At 64.9% G+C, this 16,849-nt stretch carries 17 protein-coding genes; 7 read left to right on the top strand and 10 right to left on the bottom strand.

The window, feature by feature from the left end; translation table 11 throughout:
• The 3 genes from C100_RS46745 to C100_RS46735 all read left to right on the top strand — a co-directional run.
• The coding region (locus C100_RS46745) for an AAA family ATPase (protein ID WP_024022103.1) at nt 1-803 on the top strand (803 nt) is incomplete at its 5' end.
• 107 nt (nt 804-910) lie between these two features.
• Nucleotides 911-1,441, top strand: coding sequence for a CHAP domain-containing protein (locus tag C100_RS46740; protein WP_024022102.1), 531 nt, complete (start codon nt 911-913; stop codon nt 1,439-1,441).
• A 77-nt stretch (nt 1,442-1,518) separates the two neighbouring features.
• The gene (locus C100_RS46735; RefSeq protein WP_024022101.1) at nt 1,519-2,250 is read left to right on the top strand and encodes a CHAP domain-containing protein; all 732 of its coding nucleotides are present in this window, start codon (nt 1,519-1,521) and stop codon (nt 2,248-2,250) included.
• 40 nt (nt 2,251-2,290) lie between these two features.
• Here the strand turns inward: C100_RS46735 and C100_RS46730 are convergent, their stop codons facing one another.
• From C100_RS46730 to C100_RS46700, 7 genes are all read right to left on the bottom strand, one after another.
• Nucleotides 2,291-2,599, bottom strand: a complete 309-nt coding sequence (locus tag C100_RS46730; RefSeq protein WP_024022100.1) for a DUF3297 family protein — start codon at nt 2,597-2,599, stop codon at nt 2,291-2,293.
• A gap of 68 nt (nt 2,600-2,667) precedes the next feature.
• On the bottom strand, nt 2,668-3,489 hold the full coding sequence (locus C100_RS46725) for a S1 family peptidase (protein ID WP_024022099.1): 822 nt from the start codon (nt 3,487-3,489) through the stop codon (nt 2,668-2,670).
• 6 nt (nt 3,490-3,495) lie between these two features.
• Nucleotides 3,496-3,918, bottom strand: a complete 423-nt coding sequence (locus C100_RS46720; RefSeq protein ID WP_031310371.1) for a DUF350 domain-containing protein — start codon at nt 3,916-3,918, stop codon at nt 3,496-3,498.
• 72 nt (nt 3,919-3,990) lie between these two features.
• Nucleotides 3,991-4,296, bottom strand: a complete 306-nt coding sequence (locus C100_RS46715) for a hypothetical protein (RefSeq protein WP_024022097.1) — start codon at nt 4,294-4,296, stop codon at nt 3,991-3,993.
• A gap of 102 nt (nt 4,297-4,398) precedes the next feature.
• Nucleotides 4,399-5,640: an SAM-dependent methyltransferase gene (locus tag C100_RS46710; RefSeq protein ID WP_024022096.1), complete on the bottom strand. Its 1,242-nt coding sequence runs from the start codon at nt 5,638-5,640 to the stop codon at nt 4,399-4,401.
• Nucleotides 5,641-5,671: 31 nt separating this feature from the next.
• Nucleotides 5,672-6,418: a molybdopterin-binding protein gene (locus C100_RS46705; RefSeq protein WP_024022095.1), complete on the bottom strand. Its 747-nt coding sequence runs from the start codon at nt 6,416-6,418 to the stop codon at nt 5,672-5,674.
• Nucleotides 6,415-7,134, bottom strand: a complete 720-nt coding sequence (locus C100_RS46700) for a cytochrome b/b6 domain-containing protein (RefSeq protein ID WP_024022094.1) — start codon at nt 7,132-7,134, stop codon at nt 6,415-6,417. The genes C100_RS46705 and C100_RS46700 overlap by 4 nt, the downstream gene beginning before the upstream one ends.
• A gap of 320 nt (nt 7,135-7,454) precedes the next feature.
• Here C100_RS46700 and C100_RS46695 point away from each other — a divergent pair, with 320 nt between their 5' ends.
• On the top strand, nt 7,455-7,964 hold the full coding sequence (locus C100_RS46695; protein ID WP_024022093.1) for a porin family protein: 510 nt from the start codon (nt 7,455-7,457) through the stop codon (nt 7,962-7,964).
• 54 nt (nt 7,965-8,018) lie between these two features.
• Here C100_RS46695 and C100_RS46690 read toward each other — a convergent pair whose 3' ends face one another.
• The 3 genes from C100_RS46690 to C100_RS46680 form a co-directional block, all read right to left on the bottom strand.
• Nucleotides 8,019-8,441, bottom strand: a complete 423-nt coding sequence (locus tag C100_RS46690) for a hypothetical protein (RefSeq protein ID WP_024022092.1) — start codon at nt 8,439-8,441, stop codon at nt 8,019-8,021.
• 81 nt (nt 8,442-8,522) lie between these two features.
• Nucleotides 8,523-9,785 carry a 23S rRNA (adenine(2503)-C(2))-methyltransferase RlmN gene (gene rlmN, locus C100_RS46685; RefSeq protein WP_031310370.1) on the bottom strand — a complete coding sequence of 421 codons (1,263 nt, stop codon included), beginning with the start codon at nt 9,783-9,785 and terminating at the stop codon, nt 8,523-8,525.
• Between the two features lie 48 nt (nt 9,786-9,833).
• Nucleotides 9,834-10,322, bottom strand: coding sequence for an invasion associated locus B family protein (locus C100_RS46680; RefSeq protein ID WP_024022090.1), 489 nt, complete (start codon nt 10,320-10,322; stop codon nt 9,834-9,836).
• A gap of 171 nt (nt 10,323-10,493) precedes the next feature.
• Between C100_RS46680 and dnaN the strand changes: the two genes are divergently transcribed.
• The 3 genes from dnaN (at nt 10,494) to C100_RS46665 (ending at nt 16,830) form a co-directional block, all read left to right on the top strand.
• Nucleotides 10,494-11,606, top strand: coding sequence for a DNA polymerase III subunit beta (gene dnaN / locus C100_RS46675; protein WP_024022089.1), 1,113 nt, complete (start codon nt 10,494-10,496; stop codon nt 11,604-11,606).
• Between the two features lie 92 nt (nt 11,607-11,698).
• On the top strand, nt 11,699-14,311 hold the full coding sequence (locus C100_RS46670) for an EAL domain-containing protein (protein WP_031310369.1): 2,613 nt from the start codon (nt 11,699-11,701) through the stop codon (nt 14,309-14,311).
• A gap of 221 nt (nt 14,312-14,532) precedes the next feature.
• Nucleotides 14,533-16,830 (top strand): TonB-dependent receptor, encoded by a 2,298-nt coding sequence (locus C100_RS46665; RefSeq protein ID WP_024022087.1) that lies wholly within the window; start codon nt 14,533-14,535, stop codon nt 16,828-16,830.
• The last annotated feature ends 19 nt before the right edge of the window (nt 16,831-16,849 follow it).

Below are 16,849 nucleotides of genomic sequence, written 5' to 3'. Positions count from 1 at the left end.
GGCAGGTGCGGATCGGCGGCGTGGCGTCTTCGGCCAATGCGCTGGCCGACCATCTGGCGATCGTCTGGCTGACCCCAGCGATGGACCGGCTGTTTCTGGACAGTCCCGGCGGGCGGCGGCGTTTTCTCGACCGGCTGACGCTGGCGCTGCATCCAGGCCATGCCGTGCACAGCGCCCGCTATGACGCGGCGATGCGCGCGCGCAACCGGCTGCTGGCCGATCTGCGCCGCGCCGATCCGGCCTGGCTGACCGCATTGGAAGCGCAGATGGGCGAGCATGGCGCGGCGCTGGCCCGCGCGCGCGCCGATCTGGTCGCGCGGCTGAACCATGTGCTGGCCGACCAGCCCGAAGAACCCTTTGCCCGGCCGCTGGTGGCGATCGAGGGGGATGATGCCGGGGATATGCCCCCGCTTGGCCCCCGGCTGGAGCGGGAGCGGCGGCGCGATGCGGCGGCGGGGCGCACATTGTCCGGGCCGCACCGCCATGACTTGGCCGTCACCCATGTGGCTAAGGGGCAGGCGGCCGCGCTCTGTTCGACCGGGGAGCAGAAGGCGCTGTTGCTGTCGATCCTGCTCGCCCATGCCGCGCTGGTCGCCGCCGACCGGGGGCAGCCGCCGGTGCTGTTGCTCGACGAAGTGGCGGCGCATCTCGACCCGTTGCGGCGGGCCGCGCTGTTCGAGAGATTGGCGGCAACCGGGGGGCAAATCTGGATGACGGGCACCGAATCGAGCCTTTTCAGCGATTTGCCTTCCGCGACCCGACTGACCGTAACCGCCGGCCATGTCTTTCGTTCCGCAACATAACGCACCCGCGAAACGATTCGTCGCCTGCCGCTTTTCAATTCGTCCGGCGTCTGCCCTAAGACCCCCATCGGGGTTCAAGCCTACAAATAAGTCGGGGTCGCAATCGCATGTTCGCTGGTTTTCGCGCGTTTTTCGCGGCGTCTGTTCTTGCGCTTTCAACTCTGGTCTCTGTCCCCGCCGCCGCCGGCACGCTGCAATGCGTGCCGTTCGCCCGGCAGGTTTCCGGCATCGAGATTTTCGGCAACGCCAACACCTGGTGGGGCCAGGCAGAGGGCCGCTATGCCCGTGGCCATGAGCCGCGCGTCGGCGCCGTCCTGGCCTTTGCGTCCAGCCGCGCCATGCCGGTCGGCCATGTCGCTATGGTCAGCAAGGTGGTCAGCGACCGCGAAGTGCTGCTGACCCACGCCAACTGGTCCTATCGCGGCGGGATCGAGCGCGATGTCCGCGCCGTCGATGTGTCGCCCGACAATGACTGGACCGACGTTCGCGTGTGGTACGGCCCGATCGGCGGCCTTGGCATCCGTTCCAACCCGACCAACGGCTTCATCTACGCCGACGAGCCCAAGGGGCTGGACCAGCCGGTGCAGATCGCTTCGGCCGACAACAGCGGCGGCGCAGCGGTCCGCTCTGCTTTCTGATCCTTTAACCTTTTGCCAACCCCCGGTTGTCTAGGGTCGTTCCTGGTGGGGCGATTCTTGACGTTTCGAGATCGCAAATGGTTCGAAAAACGATCTGGGCGGTGGCGCTGCTGCTGTCCGGGCTGATAACTGCGCCTGCATTCGGGGCGGCGGTGCTGCAATGCGTGCCCTATGCCCGCATCGTGTCGGGCGTGGATATTCACGGCGACGCGCTGAATTGGTGGGACCAGGCCGACGGCCGTTTCAAGCGGGGGCACAAGCCGAAAAAGGGCGCAGTGCTGGCGTTCCGGGCCAATGGGCCGATGGCGCTGGGTCATGTCGCGGTGGTCAGCCGCGTGCTGGACGGTCGCCGCGTGCTTATTCGCCACGCCAACTGGTCCGTCCCCGGTTCGATCGAGGAGGATGTGCTGGCGATCGACGTGTCCGACGAGGGCGACTGGAGTCAGGTGCGGGTGTGGCACAGTCCGACCGGCCAGATGGGCGCGCGCACCAATCCGACCTATGGTTTCATCTATCCGGCCAAGGCCGGGCTGCACGACTTCACGCCCGATCCGGCGCTTGGCGCCAGCGTGCGCTTTACCCGGATGGACGCGGATCGATGGAAGGGCGAGGCGGCCGGGACGGCAAGTCGCGCGGCGCCTGCACGGATATTGACGGCGCGGGCCGATGACCCGGCGCCTGCGTCGCGCAAGCGCGTACCGCACCTGCGGACCGACCCCGCCATATTGAGCTTTGCCGACAATGCGCCCGCGCAGCGGAGCCTGAGCGCCATCATCGCCGATGTGAAGCGTGAGACGATGCTCAACTGACGCAAAAAAAGGGCGCCGCTGCGGCGCCCTTTCCAAGAGATTATTCGGCGTCGGTTGCCGTGTCGCCGGAACTTTCATCGCCCGGCGTCTTGTCGTCCGCAGCGCCTTCGGCCGGGTTCTCATACCAGGCTTCGACCTCGCCGGTCAGCTTGATCGTCAGCGGGTTGCCGTGGCGATCGCGGGTCTTGCCGGCGGCAACGCGAATCCAGCCTTCGGAAATGCAATATTCCTCAACATCCTTGCGCTCGCGACCTTTGAAGCGGATGCCGATGCCGCGTTGCAGCGTCTCCATGTCGAAATGGGGGTTGCGCGGGTTGGTGGACAGATGGTCGGGGGGCGTGTCGCTCATGGTCAATTTCCTCGGAAAGTTGCGCCGCGCCTAGCGCTTTGGCGACGCGCTCGTCAACTGCCGGCCGGTCAGTCGACGTCGCAGAAGATGCGGCGGATGACCCCCTGATCCAACCATGTGGCAAAGCGCCTCTGCGCATCGGCGATGCCGGTGACGGGGTAGGCGACCGGGCGTTCGTCAATGGCGCGGCTGGCGCTGGCAAGGCGGATGATCGCGTCGGGCGCGGTGGTGAGGATGCGGCCGCGCCGGTCGGTCGCGGCGCTGTTGACGCCCACGACATGGCCGTCCTCTGCCAGGATGGGGCCGCCACTGATGCCCGACAAGGTGCCGTTGCCGTCGGGCACGCGGGAACGTTCGGCCCAGGCGAGAACAGGCTGGGTGAGCGCGCTGCGTCCCCGCCGGGCGCTCGCCGATCCGATCAGTTCGGACACCACCAGGGTCGGTTCGCCCGCGGGGAAACCCAAATGATAGCCGGGCGTGCCGGGTTGCGGCCCATGGTCGGACAGCGGCAGGGCGTCGGGGCTGGATATGTCGCCCTGCACCAGCGCCGCGTCGGCCTCCCGGCTTTCGAGCACGCGCGTCACGGGGCGGGCGAAGCGGCCATCCTCCAGCCCGACGCGCGCGCAGCCATGGGTGACATGTTCGGCCGTCAGCCAGACGCCGTCGCGATCAACGGCGAAGGCGGTGCCCATCGAATCGGCAGGGCCGCCGGGACGATCCTCGATCACGAACTGTTCGTCGCCCCATTGCGGCATCGGCCGGCGCGGCGTGCGCGGATCAAATTGTTCGACCTCCAGCGGGGGGACGCGCACATCCTGCGCGAACCAGGCGAACAGCAGCAGCGCGCCCAGCGCGAAGGGCAGGCAGCCACAGCCCTGCTTGCCCGCCACCCCGGTTCAGCCCGCCACCGCCGCGGCGGTCAGGCAGGCGATCGCGGCCTTCATCATGGCGAGGAAGATGGCGGCCGACCGCTCATTCGCCTCGATCCGGGCGGAGAGCGTGCCGAGCAGGAAATCGACAAGGCGAAAGGCAATGAGTTGCAGCACCAGCGTCACGCTGCCCCAGATGACGACGTCCCAGACATTGACCGACCCGGCGAGGCAGAAGCCCAGCGGCACGGCGAGGCCAATCGCCGCGCCGCCCAGCGAAATGGCGGCGGCCTCGTTACCCGCGCGGATCAGCGCGAATTCGTCATGCGGGGTGATCCACAGATAAAGCGACAGGGCGCCGAGCCAGACCAGGGTAGCGGTGGCAAGGTGCAACAGCAGGACCGGCAAGCCCGACAACAGGCTCTGGATAACGGGCATGGGATCGCTCATGCCCGCGACCATGCCGGATCGGCCGGACCGGTTCAATCATGGGATTGCGCACCGGCCCGGCGGATCGCTTTTTTAGCGGCAAATGCGCACCGGCACATTGCGATGACGCCAGCGGTCATAGCGCCATTGGGTCCAGCAACGCGGGCGATAGCGATAATGCGTCCGATAAGAGCCACGATGGCCACGCCAATCGCGCCGGTCGCCGCGCCAGTGACGGCGATCATCCCCGCGATGCGCGTCGCGTCGTCCGTGCGCCCGATGGTCGCGGCCATCGCGCCAGCCACTGTCATGATATTGGGCCTGGGCGGGCGTCGCCGCCGCGCCCAGCCCGGCTACGGCCAAGCTGAGCGCCGCCGCACTTTTCCAGATCAGGTTCATATGCTTCTCTCCTCTCATGGCCAGCGCTTACGGGCGGGCCATGTCGGGGAAAGATGCCCGCCCCGGACTGAACGGGGCGGGAATGACGCTGTCAGCGCAGGTTCAGCGTCCGCGCAGCGCGGTTTCGCCATCCTGCATATAATCGCGGGTTATCGGCAAGGCGCGACGGTCGCGCACATATTGGACCTGGTAATTCACCATGCCGCCATGTTCGAACACCGTCGCCGCGCCCGCCAGATAGAAGGTCCAGAGGCGGAAGAAGCGTTCGTCATACAGGGCGACGATGTCCGCCTTGTGCGCCATCGTGCGCCGATACCATTCGCGGATGGTGAGGCCGTAATGGACCCGCAGCACCTCGACATCGGTGACCATCAGCCGCGTGCCCTCGCTGCCCTGGATCATTTCCGACAGGGCCGGGATATAGCCGCCGGGGAAGATATATTTCTGGGTGAAGGCGTCGGTGATGCCCGGACCGTCGACGCGGCCGATCGTGTGGATCAGCATCACGCCGTCGGGCGTCAGCAATTCGCGGCATTTATTGTAGAAGGTGCGGAAATGGGCGGTGCCGACATGTTCGAACATGCCGACCGACACGATCCGGTCGAACGGCCCGATCATGTCGCGATAGTCGATCAGTTCGAAACGGACATGGTCGGCGACGCCCGCATCCTGCGCCCGCTGGCGCGCGACCTTAAGCTGTTCTTCCGACAAGGTGATGCCGGTCACATCGACGCCGCAGGTGCGATGGAGATAGAGCGCCATGCCGCCCCAGCCGCAGCCGATGTCCAGCACCTTCATGCCCGGTTTCAGGTGCAGCTTGGCGGCGATATGCGCCTTCTTGTCCTCCTGCGCCTGCTCCAGGCTGATCCCGGCTTCATTGTCGATGTCGGGGAAATAGGCGCAGCTATATTGGCGGTCGCGGTCGAGGAAGAGGGCGTAGAGTGCGCCCGACAGGTCATAATGATGGGCGACATTGGATTTGGAGCGCGACTTGTGGTTGGCGCGCCACAGCTTTTGCCGGACGGTCTTGAAACTGCGGCTGAGGCGGCTCTTGGAATCGATCGAGCGGCCCGCCTCCCAGGGATTGTTGGCGCGGATCATGGAGAGGAACTCCATGATCCCGCCGCCCTCTATGCCGACGCGCCCTTCGATCCAGGCTTCCGCAAAGCCCAGGCGCGGATCCTTGATGATGTCCAGCGGCACGCGCCCGTCGTGGAAGCGCAGGGCCATGTTGGGAAAGGCCGGATCGGGCTGCCCCACGGTAGAGATGCCGCCATTGGCATAGTGGACGGTAAGCTGGCCACGCGTGACCAACCGCCTGAGAACACGTTCAAACAGTTTCATGCCGCTACCTTGTCACCTCGTTACGCAAGCGTCAAATGCCCGCATACCAATCATAGCCGGCATGGTCTTCCCAAAATCCGCCCTTGCCTCCACCAATTGCGGACAGGCTGTCAACCGCTTCAATTCGCATCAGATATTTGGCCTGTTTGTAGCCCAGTTGCCGTTCGACCCGCAGGCGCAGCGGCGCCCCGTTCGCGACCGACAATGGCCGGTCGTTGAGGGCGTAGGCGAGGATGGTCTGGGGGTGAAAGGCATCGACCATGTCGATGCTTTCATAATAAGCGCTGCCCCCGCCCATATCGTCGGCGCAGTGAAAGACGAGGTAGCGCGCGCGATCGTTCAGCCGGGCGGCCTCCATGATCGGGCGCAACGGCACGCCGCGCCATTTGCCGATCGCGCTCCACCCCTCGACGCAGTCGTGGCGGGTGATCTGCTCGCGATGGGGCAGGGCGTGCAAATGAGCGAGCGACAGCGACAACGGCCGCGCCACCCGGCCATCCACGCGCAGCCGCCAATCGGCGAAACCGGTGCGCCAGATCGCCTTATATTCGGGCGTATTGGGATTCGCGGTGCCGTTGGCGCGGAATCTCGGCGAAATCTGATCGGGCCGGAATTCCCGCGCCATGGCGTCGCGGGTCATCAGGGTGCGCTGCGCCCATTTGTGGAAATTCTCCGCCGAAAACAGCGCTTCGCGGAATCGTTCATTACCGGCCAGCCTGTCACAACCGGCCAGCGTCGCGGTGGCGCCGAGCAGCAGATGGCGACGGTTGAGGATCATGGCCGGTCCTCCGGCACCCGGTATCGGCCGGTGATCATCGACCGGATTTCGTTGAGCGGCCCGGCCAGCACCACCATCAGGATATGGACCAGGAAGAAGGCGACCAGCGCGAAGGCGGTGATGAAGTGGATCGACCGCGCCGACTGCCGCCCCCCGAACAGATCGACCAGCCAGGGCCAGGCCGCGTTCATGCCGGGCGACATGGTAAGACCGGTCAGGATGACGAGCGGCAGCGCCACGAAGATCACCCCGACATAGCTCGCCTTTTGCAGCACATTATAGCGCAACGCCGCCGCCCCGGTGGGAAAGCGCAGCCGGGCATGATCCTTGATGTCGTGCCAGACATGGCGGGGCGTCAGTTCCTCGCGGCGAAAGGCGAGGTCGCGGCCGATATGCCGGTTGGCAAGGCTCCAGAGCATGTAGAATAGCAGCGCGAAGGCGAAGATCGGCGCGGCGGCCAGATGCCAGTGGCGCGACAGGGCCAGACTGTATGTGCCCGGCAGCGTGATCCAGCCGGGGAAACGATCCAGCTCCAGCCAGGAGGGATCGAAATTGGCGCCATATTGTCCCCAATAGAGCCGGGGGTGGGCGTTGAAGATGCCAAGGCCACTGGTGAACAGCACATATAGCAGCAGCGCGTTCAGCCAATGCCACAGCCGGGTGGAGAGGCGATGCCGCCTGACGATCGTCCCTACGCTGTCGGGCGGGCTATCCATGGATATGATCCTACCGGATTTTTATGACAACTCCATAGTAGGGACGCTTCCAGCATTTTCAACCGGATGGCGGGATGTAACCGTTTTGCAACACAAGGGCTGAAATTGATTGAAATAAAGATCGACCCCCTTTGCAACTCAATCGCGCGATCCTAGATGGCCTCTGCGCGATGATGATGCGTTCGCGCTCTTCTCTCTCCCAAGAAGGAGAGAAAAGAAGCAGGAGGAATCGTGCGTAAAAAGACATGATTGCTTTGCATCGAACCTGAACGCCGGATGAATACCTAAGTCACGGCGACAAGAATAAAAATGAGGACTATATGAAGACTGTGATTTTCGCAGCGATTGCTGCTGCCACCGTTGTTTCCGCTCCCGCCTTCGCTCAGGACGCTGCGCCTTTCACCGGGCCGCGCGCCGGCGTGACCATGGGTTATGACAAGATCGGCGGCGAAGACGGCTTCTCCTATGGCGTGACCGCCGGTTATGACCTTGCGCTCGCCCCGCGCATCGTCGGCGGCGTCGAAGTCAGCCTGGGTGACAGCACCGTTGACGACAGCGGCCTGGACGTCAGCCGTGACATCGCCGCGTCGCTGCGCGCCGGCTATGTCGTGACCCCGCGCATCCTCGCCTTCGGCAAGGTCGGCTATGCCTCGACCCGCTTCGAGATCGACGGCGACGGCGCTGGCCTGGAAGGCGTGCGTTATGGCGGTGGCCTGGAGTTCGCGCCGACCTCCAACACCTATATCTCGGCCGAATATCAGCGCACCGAATATGAGCAGAACATCGGCGGCCGCGACGCTGCGGTGATCGGCGTCGGCTACCGTTTCTGATCCCTCTCAAAAGATCGGAACAAGGAAGGGCGGTCCGTTTGGGCCGCCCTTTTCCTATGCGGGCAGTAGCTGGAGGTCCGGCGCGACCCATGCGCGCCGCGCCGCCACCGTCATCAGCCGGTCGCGCGACCAGTAGGTGAAGGGCCAGTCCTTGTCGGCCAACGGCGAGGCCATCAGCGCGGCATAAGCGGCCGAAGGGCCGATGTCGGCGGGCAGGGAGGCCAGCAGGCAGCGCGCCATGACCAGCGACGCCTGGGTGATCGTCTCATGATAGCCGGACATGTCGCCGTTCACCCCGCCGACGCTTTCATTATAGCGGCGGATGAGGCCGGGCATGTCGCGTTCGGGCAGCAGGTCCGGGCGTTTGAGGATCAGCCACAGCGCGGTCGCGAAATGCGCGCCATGGGTCCAGTCTTCCTTGGGCAGGGTGCAGGCGCAAAAGCCGTTCGCCAGCCTTTCCATCTCGTCATCGGTCATTCGCTTTCCCCCAAAAAAGAAAACCCCGCCTGGTCGGGCGGGGTTCGCGTCGCGCGCATGGCGCAGCCTGTCGTCCCCGGATTACCCGAGCGCGGCTTGCTCTTCTTCGGCAAGGCGGCGGATCTCCGCCTTGCTCTTCTTCTCGCTCGCGGATTTGAGCTGACCGCAGGCGGCCATGATGTCGCGCCCGCGCGGCGTGCGCACCGGCGCGGAAATCCCGCCTTCGAACACGATGGAGCTGAACGCGCGGATGCGCTCCGGCGTCGAACATTCGTAATCCGTGCCGGGCCAGGGGTTGAACGGGATCAGATTGACCTTGGCCGGCAGCTTATAGTGGCGCAGCAGCCGGACCAACTCGCGCGCGTCGGCGTCGCTGTCATTCTTGTCCTTGATCATCACATATTCGAACGTGATGCGCCGCGCATTGCTGGCGCGCGGATAATCGGCGCAGGCCTGGAGCAGTTCCTCAATGCCATATTTGCGGTTCAGCGGCACCAGTTCGTCGCGCACCGCCTTGGTCACGCCATGCAGGGATACCGCAAGGTTGACGCCGATTTCCTCCGCCGCGCGCGCCATCATCGGGATCACGCCGGAGGTGGAGAGGGTGATGCGCCGCTTCGACAGCGCCAGCCCGTCGCCGTCCATGACGAGGCGCAGCGCATCGCGCACATGGTCGAAATTATAGAGCGGCTCGCCCATGCCCATCATCACGATGTTGGTGAGCATCCGGCCGTCAGGCGAATATTGCGGCGCGTCCTCATCCTCTTCGGCGTCGTTCGCGGCGGCCATATTGCCCTTGGGCCATTCGCCCAGCGCATCGCGCGCGAGCATCACCTGCCCGACAATCTCGCCCGGCGTCAGGTTGCGCACCAGCCGCATCGTGCCGGTATGGCAGAAGCTGCAATTCAAGGTGCAGCCGACCTGGCTCGACACGCACAGCGTGCCACGGTCCGCATCGGGGATGAAGACCATCTCATAATCCTGGCCGTCGTCCGATCGCAGCAGCCATTTGCGCGTGCCGTCGCTCGACACCTGCGCCTCCACCACCTGCGGCCGGCCGACGACGAAGCGTTCGGCCATCCATCCGCGCATCGGCTTGGCGAGGTCGGTCATCGCCTCGAAATCGGTTTCGCCGCGATGATAGAGCCAGTGGAAAATCTGCTTGGAGCGCAACTTGGAGGCCTTTGCATCCAGCCCCGCTTCGGCGAAAATATCGCGAATCTGAGGGCGCGACAGCCCCATCAGGTCGATGCGCCCATCCTCGCGCGGGGTCACCGCGCGCGGCACGGGCACAGGATCGATAGCGCCGGGAATCGGCATCAGGGGGCTGGCGGCTGTCTGCATGGTCGCGCACATAGTCGATTTGCCGCGTTTTTGAAAGATGCGTTACATTCAGCGCAGCCGCGCGCATCCCAGCGCCGCCGCGTCGATCGCCGTCGCCGCGCCGCGCAGGGCATAGGCGTCGGCGAAACCGCGCCCGTCTGCGCCGACACTGGTCACGCTCATGCTGCTGGCGGATCGCATCGCGGCGATGATCTGCGCGTCGGCGCGGGCGTCGGGCGCCCAGGCATCGACCTGTCCGGCGACCAGGGTGAAGCGCCGGTCGCCGACGCTGAGCATGACCGGCGCCTTGGCGGCGCGCGCGCGGCTCAGCCGAAAATGGACCTGCCCGCGCACCCTTTGCCGGGGCCAGGTGCCGACCGCGGCGAAGCCCTTGCGCGCCTGTCCGCGACGCGTGGCCGGCTGGGCGATGGCATAGCAGCGGGGGGTCGCCGCGTCGCGGAATGCGCCCCAGCTTTCGAAAATCCCCAGCGAATCGCGGGCCATGGCGGGCGTCGTCGCCAGCAGCAGCGGGAACAGGCAGACGAGGGCGCGGCACATGGACCCGGCAAAGCGCAAGCTGTCCCCATTTGCAACCCTGCGCGTAACGAAAGCGCAAAGGCGGTGCTTGCAGGGGCCGCAACAGCGGTTATGAAGAAGCATCCATCATTGTCGCCGGGATTCGACCGAATCCCGGCTATCGGCTTAAAAAGAAACGGACAGATCAGGGACATGAAGGCCACCATCGAACGCGCAACGCTCCTCAAGAGCCTGAGCCACGTCCAGTCGGTGGTCGAGCGCCGGAACACGATTCCAATTCTGTCCAACGTGCTGATCGAGGCTTCGGCCGATGGCGCGATCAAGCTGATGGCGACCGATCTCGACCTTCAGGTGGTCGAAAGCATCTCCGCCCAGGTGGAGCAGGCCGGCGCCACCACCATTTCGGCGCACACCCTGTTCGACATCGCCCGCAAGCTGCCTGAGGGCAGCCAGGTGTCGCTCCAGGCGGCCGAGGGCAAGATGCTGATCCAGGCGGGCCGCGCCCGCTTCAACCTTTCCACCCTGCCGCGCGACGATTTTCCCGTGATCGCGGAAGGGGATCTGCCGGTCCAGTTCGAACTGCCGGCCGAGACATTGAAGCAGATCATCGACAAGACGCGCTTCGCCATCTCGACCGAAGAGACGCGCTATTATCTGAACGGCATCTATTTCCATGTGTCGGATGAGGGGCAGCCGGTGCTGAAGGCCGCCGCGACCGACGGCCACCGCCTCGCCCGCGTCACCGTGCCCCGGCCCGACGGCGCCGAAGGGATGCCGGGCATCATCGTGCCGCGCAAATGCATCGGCGAACTGCGCAAGCTGCTCGACGAGGTGGACGGTTCGGTCCAGATCGCCCTGTCGGCCGGCAAGATCCGCTTCGGCCTGGGCAGCGCGATCCTGACCAGCAAGCTGATCGACGGCACGTTCCCGGACTATAGCCGGGTTATCCCCACCGGGAACGACAAGCTGCTCAGGATCGACCCGCGCAGCTTCGAGGAAGGCGTGGACCGTGTTGCGACCATCGCCACGGAAAAGACCCGCGCGGTCAAGATGAGCCTGGACAAGGACCGCATCACCCTGTCGGTCACCAGCCCCGAAAATGGCACGGCGGCTGAAGAAGTGCCCGGCGCCTTCCAGGGCGAAGGTTTCGACATCGGGTTCAACGCGCGCTATCTGCTCGATATTCTTGGCCAGATCGACAGCGACATGGTCGAGCTGCATCTGGCCGACGCGGCCGCGCCGACGCTGATCCGCGAAACCGACACCAGCCCGGCACTCTATGTGCTGATGCCGATGCGCGTATGATCGATTTACTCGGTTTATAGTCGGGGACAACCGGCCTTTACTCGGTTTCAGCAGTAATTCTCTGTCAACTAGTGGCCGCTAGAACAGTGCGCATGTCCCCCATGCGTGCGTCCCTGTCCGATAGTTCAAGCCCCATCACCCTGATGATGGCGCTGGGTCTGGCGCGCAGCGGCACGGAGGTCGCCGCATCCTGGATATCCGGCGCCTTCGTCCATATTGCGCGGCTCTGGCCGCTGATCCTGCTCGCCAAAATCTGCGTCGTGATGCTGCTGGGCTTGCCTTTCTACGCCGTGGGGGATCGCAGGCAGGCGGTGCTGCTCGCGCTGATGCTGCTGGTCGACGGCGTGCTGATGATCCTGCCGCGACAGGCGCGCTTCAGGGCCGTGATGCCGCATGTCCAGAACTGGATCATGCTGCCGATGGTGTTCCTGTCCGGGCTTACCTACAGCCTGTGGCTCAGCAGCAAGGCGGCGGCGCCGTCCGACGCGACTTTCCTGGCGGCGGTGCCGGAACTGGCGGTGGCGTTGCTGGTGGTCTGCGTCTTTGGCGACCGGCGACTGTTGGGGATCAGCTATTTTCTCGGCGCGCTGCTGGTGCTGGTTGCGGAAAAGGCGGGCCTGGCCCAGATCGGGCTTCTGGTCAGTTGCGTCTTCGTGATGGCGATCGCCACCGTGCGTCAGGCGACCGCCGACCGCGATCGCGCGATCGCGCTGCATCGGCAGGACTTGCGCGCGCAGCGGTCCGACCGGCTGCTACAGGAACATGAACGCAGCGGCCGTGGCTGGTTCTGGGAAACCGACCGCCATGGCTGCCTCACCTACATCTCGGATACGCTGGGGCAGACGCTCGATGCGCCCAGCGGCAGCCTGATCGGCCGCGCTTTCACGGAAATCATTCGTCATGGCGACAAGCAGCAAGGCGATGGCGAGCGGACGCTGGGCTTTCATCTTTCCGCCCGAACCGGTTTTTCCGATATCGCCGTCTGCGCCGCCTTGTCGAAGGAAGAGCGTTGGTGGTCGATTTCCGGCCAGCCGGTGTTCAACGAATATGGCCAGTTCCACGGCTTTCGCGGGTCCGGCACCGACCTGACCGAAATGCGTCGCAGCCAGGCGGAGGTCACGCGGCTGGCCCAGTTCGATTCGCTCACCGGCCTCGCCAACCGCATCCAGATGCTGCGCTCGCTGGAGCAGGCGGTCGCGGAAGCTCATGGCCGCCCCGGCGACTGCGCGCTGATGATGCTGGACCTCGACCGGTTCAAGAGCGTCAACGACACGCTGGGCCACCCGGCCGGCGACGCGCTGTTGCGTCAGGTGAGCCAGCGGTTGCAGCGGGTGGTCGGCGACAAGGGGCTGGTCGGGCGCCAGGGTGGCGACGAATTCAAGATATTGCTGCCCCGGCATCACGAAAAAGCGGGTCTGGAGCAACTGGCCCAGACCATCATCGCCACCATTTCCGAGCCCTATATGATCGAAGGCACGGCGGTGGTGATTGGTGTGTCGATCGGCATTTCGTCCTGCCCGCAGGACGGCGTCACCGCCGATGCGCTGATCCGCAATGCGGACCTTGCGCTTTATGCGGCCAAGGGCAACGGCCGGGGCGTCCACCGTTTCTATTCGCCCGACATGCATACCGATGCGGAAGATCGCCGCCAGTTGGAGGAGGATCTGCGCCATGCGCTGGCCGCCGACGGGCTGCACCTCGTCTATCAGCCGGTCGTTTCGTCCCGGAACGAAGAGATTACGGGTTATGAAGCGTTGCTGCGCTGGAGCCATCCGACTCGTGGTGCGATCTCGCCGGCGTTGTTCATCCCGATCGCCGAGGATACCGGCATGATTTCCCGCATCGGCGAATGGGTGCTGCGCACCGCCTGCCGGGATGCGGCGCAATGGCCCGAAGGGGTGCGGGTCGCCGTCAACGTATCCCCCACCCAGTTCGCCAATCCGGGCTTTCCCTCCACGGTGATGAACGCGCTGGCCGCCGCCCAGCTCGCGCCCGGACGGCTGGAGCTGGAGATTACCGAAAATGTCTTCCTGAACGACGACGCCGATACCGATTCCATGTTCGCGCGGCTGAAATCCATCGGGGTGCGGCTGGCGCTCGACGATTTCGGGACTGGCTACAGCTCGCTGGGCTATCTGAAAAAGGCGCCGTTCGACAAGATCAAGATCGACCAGAGCTTCGTGCGCGGGGCGGCCATCCGGGGCAGCCGCAACAGCGCGATCATCAAGGCTATCGTCAGCCTGGCCGAGGCGCTGGGCATGGACACGACTGCGGAAGGGGCCGAGACCCAGGATGAACTGACATTGATCCGCCAGCTCGGATGCAGCCATATCCAGGGCTATATCTATGGTCGTCCCATGCCGGCCGACGCCGTGCTCGTCACCCATCGCGGCGGCAATGTCTCGGCTGCGGCACAGGGGTTCGCGTCGAGCCGGCCCGAGCGCAAGACGATGCTGCGCACCGTCGCTGTCCATCATGACGGCCATGTCTATACCGGGCGCGTGCGTAATATTTCCGCGACCGGCGCCTTGATCGAGGGCTTGTGGAACGTGCCGGAGGGCACGCCCTTTTCGATCGAGCTGGCCGACCGGACCGTGGTGCAGGCGACGGCGCGCTGGTCGAAGGACGACCGGATGGGCGTCGAATTCGCCGGGCCGGTAGATCTGGCCGCGCTGCGCCCGTCCCCGCGCGCGCTGGCATCCTGACCGGCGCCTGATCCCCCGGCACTGTGTGTTGCCGGATTGCCACGCCGCATCAGTTTCGGCAGCGGCTTGTTAACCGGGAAACATTTGTCACCGTTCCGCCACAAACGGAGCCTAGCGCCCGTCGCAAGACGAGGCGCAAGCGCGCGGGAGAGGGCCGCCATGAGCGGGGTCGCGGCGCCGGATCGATCCATCTGTCCCTTGGGGAGACATTCGTGTCCAATATGTTTTTGGGGCGTTCCGCGCTCCTGTTGACCTGCGCGCTCGGCGCGCTTGCCGCCACCGGTTCGGCTCATGCCCAGACCGCCCCCGCTGCTGCCGACGGCGCGCTTGACGAGATCGTCGTCACCGCCGAGCGCCGCTCGGAAAATCTGCAGAAGGTGCCGGTATCGGTCGGCGTCGTGCAGGGCGATGCGCTGCGCAACCTGACCGCTGGCGGTGGCGACATCCTCGAACTCGCCGCCCGCGTGCCCGGCCTTTATGCCGAAACCACCACCGGCCGCATCTTCCCGCGCTTCTACATTCGCGGCCTTGGCAATATCGACTTCTATCTGGGCGCATCGCAGCCCGTGTCGATCATCCAGGACGATGTCGTGCTGGAGCATGTGGTGCTGAAGTCGAACCCCGTGTTCGACGTCAACCAGGTGGAAGTGCTGCGCGGCCCGCAGGGTTCGCTGTTCGGCCGCAACACGACGGCGGGCATCATCAAGTTCGACACCAACCGTCCGACCATGGACTGGCAGGGCCGCGCCCAGGCCAGCTATGGCAGCTATAACACCGTGACCTTCGACGGCGGCATCGGCGGCCCGATCGTCGCCGACAAGCTGGCCTTCCGCGTATCGGCTCTCTATCAGCGCCGCGACGACTGGATCGACAATGTCTATGACGGTCCCAGCGCCGACGGCACGATCAGCCCCAAGAAGGACGCCATGGGCGGCTTTGAGGAGAAGGATGTTCGCCTCCAGCTGCTGATGACGCCCAATGACACATTGTCGATGCTGACCAGCGTCCACGCTCGCGATTATGACGGCACGTCGACCATCTTCCACCGCGCGGGCCTGACCAAGGGTTCCAACAGCGTCGCCGACGAGCCGCGCACGAAGATCGCGCTCGACGAAGCGATGAACAACCCGCAGGCCTACAAGACCTATGGCGCGTCGGAGCATATCACGCTCGACCTCGGGCCTGTGTCGCTGACCTCGATCACCGCCTATGAAACCACGTCGGGCTATAGCCGTGGCGACACCGATGGCGGCGCTGCGGCCGACTATCCGGTGAACGGCGTTGCCAACGGCTATGGCCAGAGCCAGGGCAATGTCCGCGACCTCGACCAGCTTACGCAGGAAGTCCGCCTGGCCAGCAATGGCGATGGCCCTTTCAAATGGCAGGTCGGCGGCCTCTATTTCGACAGCCGCGACACCACCGATTTCTACCAGCGCGCCTATTTCCTGACCGGCGCGGCCAACAACCCCAATAACTGGGTGCGGTTGCGCAACAAGAATGAAAGCTGGTCGCTGTTCGGCCAGGCCAGCTACGAGATCGTCCCCGGCTTCACCCTGACCGCCGGCGGCCGCTACACCAAGGATATCAAGCAGACCCGTCTGGTCCGCACCGCAGCCAGTGCAGCGGGCGTATCCACCTATGCGGGTCGCCGCAATGTCCGGTTGAAGGGCGACGAACCCAGCTGGGACGTCAGCGCCCTTTATGAAGTGAACCCCAATGTCAGCGTCTACGCCCGCGTCGCGCGCGGCTTCCGTGGCCCGACCATCCAGGGCCGCTCGGCGGTGTTCAATGCGGACTTCACCACGGCGGATTCGGAAACGATCCTGTCGGGCGAAGGCGGCATCAAGACCAACTTCCTGAACAACCGGGTGCGCTTCAACCTGTCGGGCTTCGCCTATCGGGTGAAGGACATTCAGCTGAACGGCAATGACAGCGCCGGCAATGGCGTGTTGTTCAATGCCGACAAGGCCGAAGCCTATGGCATGGAAGCCGAGCTGGAAGCCCGCCCGTTCGAGAATTTCTCGCTCTCCGCCGGCCTCAGCCTGCTGCATAGCGAGATCAAGGACAAGAATGTCTACGCTCAGGTCTGCGCGCTGAACGGCGTGGTCGTCTGCACCGTGGAAGATCCCACGATCACGGCCAACACCTTTTTCGGGCCGGCCCAATTCGCCCAGATCGACGGCAACCCGCTGCCCAATGCGCCGAAATATACCGCCAACATCGCGGCTCGCTACGACGTGCCGCTGGGCAATGGCGGCGCGATCTTCGCGGCGACCGACTGGAACATCCAGGGTTACACGAACTTCGTCCTCTACAAGACGAAGGAGTTCAACTCGAAGGGTGATTTCGAGGGCGGCCTGAAGATCGGCTATACCGCGCCGGGCGGCAAATATGAGATCGCCGCCTTCGCCCGCAACATCACCAACGAGAAGAACCTCAAGGGCGTGATCGAAAACTACATGGCCGCCGTGTTCAACGAGCCGCGCATCATCGGCGTGTCGCTCAGCGGCAAGCTGTAAGTTCGGCGGGGGGGGGGGG

This window comes from Sphingobium sp. C100, from assembly GCF_000508185.1.
GTDB lineage: Bacteria > Pseudomonadota > Alphaproteobacteria > Sphingomonadales > Sphingomonadaceae > Sphingobium.
The sequence above is the reverse complement of the archived record's forward strand: the minus strand, read 5'-3'. Positions and strand labels throughout refer to the sequence as shown.

Coding starts and splice junctions, on each gene's coding strand:
- rlmN (WP_031310370.1), bottom strand. CDS start 9,785: ATGCAGACAGCCGCCAGCCCCCTGATGCCGATTCCCGGCGCTATCGAT.
- C100_RS46710 (WP_024022096.1), bottom strand. CDS start 5,640: ATGAAACTGTTTGAACGTGTTCTCAGGCGGTTGGTCACGCGTGGCCAG.
- C100_RS46740 (WP_024022102.1), top strand. CDS start 911: ATGTTCGCTGGTTTTCGCGCGTTTTTCGCGGCGTCTGTTCTTGCGCTT.
- dnaN (WP_024022089.1), top strand. CDS start 10,494: ATGAAGGCCACCATCGAACGCGCAACGCTCCTCAAGAGCCTGAGCCAC.
- C100_RS46695 (WP_024022093.1), top strand. CDS start 7,455: ATGAAGACTGTGATTTTCGCAGCGATTGCTGCTGCCACCGTTGTTTCC.
- C100_RS46720 (WP_031310371.1), bottom strand. CDS start 3,918: ATGAGCGATCCCATGCCCGTTATCCAGAGCCTGTTGTCGGGCTTGCCG.
- C100_RS46735 (WP_024022101.1), top strand. CDS start 1,519: ATGGTTCGAAAAACGATCTGGGCGGTGGCGCTGCTGCTGTCCGGGCTG.
- C100_RS46690 (WP_024022092.1), bottom strand. CDS start 8,441: ATGACCGATGACGAGATGGAAAGGCTGGCGAACGGCTTTTGCGCCTGC.
- C100_RS46670 (WP_031310369.1), top strand. CDS start 11,699: ATGTCCCCCATGCGTGCGTCCCTGTCCGATAGTTCAAGCCCCATCACC.
- C100_RS46700 (WP_024022094.1), bottom strand. CDS start 7,134: ATGGATAGCCCGCCCGACAGCGTAGGGACGATCGTCAGGCGGCATCGC.
- C100_RS46730 (WP_024022100.1), bottom strand. CDS start 2,599: ATGAGCGACACGCCCCCCGACCATCTGTCCACCAACCCGCGCAACCCC.
- C100_RS46665 (WP_024022087.1), top strand. CDS start 14,533: ATGTTTTTGGGGCGTTCCGCGCTCCTGTTGACCTGCGCGCTCGGCGCG.
- C100_RS46715 (WP_024022097.1), bottom strand. CDS start 4,296: ATGAACCTGATCTGGAAAAGTGCGGCGGCGCTCAGCTTGGCCGTAGCC.
- C100_RS46680 (WP_024022090.1), bottom strand. CDS start 10,322: ATGTGCCGCGCCCTCGTCTGCCTGTTCCCGCTGCTGCTGGCGACGACG.
- C100_RS46705 (WP_024022095.1), bottom strand. CDS start 6,418: ATGATCCTCAACCGTCGCCATCTGCTGCTCGGCGCCACCGCGACGCTG.